Below are 792 nucleotides of genomic sequence, written 5' to 3'. Positions count from 1 at the left end.
AAAGAGAGTATAAAAGGAGAAATCATGGGGGATACATTAATCAAGGTAGAAGACCTGTGTAAAATTTACAATCCTGGAGAAAACGAGGTCCGCGCTCTGGACCATGTGAACCTTGAAATTAAAACCGGAGAGTTTGTGGCTATCATCGGCCAGTCCGGCTCTGGTAAATCTACGTTTATGAATATGCTGGGCTGCCTGGATGTGCCTACTTCCGGGAAATATTATCTGAATGGAACGGACGTATCCACCATGAAGGACAATGACCTGTCAGTGGTTCGAAACCGAGAGATTGGATTTATTTTTCAGGGCTTTAATCTGATTGCCAATCTGAATGCTATTGAGAATGTGGAGCTTCCTCTGATATACCGGGGCATTGACAGGAAAACAAGGCATAAGCTGGCTATTGAGTCGCTGAAAATGGTAGGTCTTGAGAAACGAATGCAGCATAAGCCAAGCGAGATGTCCGGCGGTCAGCAGCAGAGAGTGGCAATCGCCAGAGCCATTGCGGCGAAACCGCCGGTTATCCTGGCAGATGAACCTACAGGAAATCTGGATTCTGCATCCAGCAGAGAAATTCTCGGAATCCTGAAGCAAATGCATCAGTCCGGAAAGACCGTGATTCTTATCACACATGACAACGGGATTGCCGATCAGGCAAGACGGGTGGTAAGAATCATGGATGGAAAGATAGAATCAGACACCATAAATCAGGATTTTGGTAAAGGAGAGGAAGTACTATGAAAAAGCCAAAGAAGAAGCTGGTGATCGGAGTTGGAGCAGTAGCAGTGGTGG

General features: G+C 46.2%; 1 protein-coding gene. It reads left to right on the top strand.

Annotated features, from left to right (window positions below):
* Positions 1-24 precede the first annotated feature (24 nt).
* Entirely contained in the window at positions 25-741 is a 717-nt protein-coding gene (locus QVP40_RS01325) for an ABC transporter ATP-binding protein (RefSeq protein WP_022066715.1), read from the top strand.
* Positions 742-792 lie beyond the last annotated feature (51 nt).

The organism is Blautia sp. CAG:257 (assembly GCF_000433815.1).
GTDB lineage: Bacteria > Bacillota > Clostridia > Lachnospirales > Lachnospiraceae > Blautia_A > Blautia_A caecimuris.
The sequence above is the reverse complement of the archived record's forward strand: the minus strand, read 5'-3'. Positions and strand labels throughout refer to the sequence as shown.

Excerpts from the sequence above, each read along its gene's own strand:
- QVP40_RS01325 (WP_022066715.1), top strand. The coding sequence starts at position 25 with ATGGGGGATACATTAATCAAGGTAGAAGACCTGTGTAAAATTTACAAT.